Origin of the sequence: Sphingobacterium sp. Mn56C (genome assembly GCF_049319645.1) — a bacterium.
Classification (GTDB): Bacteria; Bacteroidota; Bacteroidia; order Sphingobacteriales; family Sphingobacteriaceae; genus Sphingobacterium.
The window spans coordinates 1-1374 of the sequence record NZ_JBMOUC010000014.1 but is presented as its reverse complement, the minus strand read 5'-3'; the positions used below and the strand labels follow the sequence as shown (position 1 = coordinate 1374).

Below are 1374 nucleotides of genomic sequence, written 5' to 3'. Positions count from 1 at the left end.
ATTAAATACAAATCCATAGCTTCGGTAGTAATCTTGATGCCCGTTTATTATCCACGCCCGGTCGCTCGACTAGTGAGCTGTTACGCACTCTTTAAATGAATGGCTGCTTCCAAGCCAACATCCTAGCTGTCTGGGCAACCGGACCTCGTTAGTTCAACTTAGACTACATTTGGGGACCTTAGCTGATGGTCTGGGTTCTTTCCCTCTCGGCCTTGGACCTTAGCACCCAAAGCCTCACTGCCGAACATATCTGATAGCATTCGGAGTTCGTCTGGATTTGGTAGGATTTGACTCCCCCGCACCCAATCGGTAGCTCTACCTCTATCAGACTCTATTTCGACGCTGTTCCTAAAAACATTTCGGGGAGTACGAGCTATTTCCCAGTTTGATTGGCCTTTCACCCCTACCCTCAGGTCATCCGGAAACTTTTCAACGTTTATCGGTTCGGTCCTCCAGTTGGTGTTACCCAACCTTCAACCTGCCCAAGGGTAGATCACAAGGTTTCGCGTCTACCTCTACTGACTATACGCCCTATTCAGACTCGCTTTCGCTGCGGCTGCGTGGCTGAACCACTTAACCTTGCCAGTAAAGAGTAACTCGTAGGCTCATTATGCAAAAGGCACGCCGTCACCGGACTCGCCGGCTCCGACCGCTTGTAAGCACACGGTTTCAGGTTCTTTTCACTCCCCTGTTCGGGGTTCTTTTCACCTTTCCCTCACGGTACTAGTTCACTATCGGTCTCTCAGGAGTATTTAGCCTTACCAGATGGTGCTGGCAGATTCCCACAGGATTTCTCCGGTCCCGCGGTACTCAGGATACCACTATGCTGATTCGCCTTACCTGTACGGGGCTATCACCCTTATCGCGCATCTTCCCAAATGCTTCCAGTTCATTGAATCAATACAATAGCGTGGTCCTACAACCCCACTAATGCCGTAACATTAGTGGTTTGGGCTCTTTCCCGTTCGCTCGCCACTACTTGGGAAATCATTATTATTTTCTCCTCCTACGCCTACTTAGATGTTTCAGTTCAGCGCGTTCGCGTATTATACGACATACCTTCAGTATGCCAGGTTGCCCCATTCGGAAATCTACGGATTAATTCGTATTTGCCAATACCCGTAGCTTATCGCAGCTTATCACGTCCTTCATCGCCTCTGAGAGCCTAGGCATCCCCCGTGTGCCCTTATTTACTTTCTTCACATCTGCAGCCCTTTTGCTACTGCAGTGTTGCTTTGACTTTCTCTTTATTAACTGTAATATCTACTAATAAATACTACAACTATACAATAAAGATATACGTCTCTGTTGTCTTCTCTTGTGTTTTTTTTCTTTCAATATGTCAAAGAACTCTTTTTCCTTATTTTTATATAC

Annotated in this window: 1 rRNA gene; it reads right to left on the bottom strand. The window is 46.9% G+C overall.

From position 1 onward, the window contains the following. Nucleotides 1-1200 (bottom strand): 23S ribosomal RNA (locus tag ACL9RF_RS17690); the annotation flags it as partial. Nucleotides 1201-1374 lie beyond the last annotated feature (174 nt).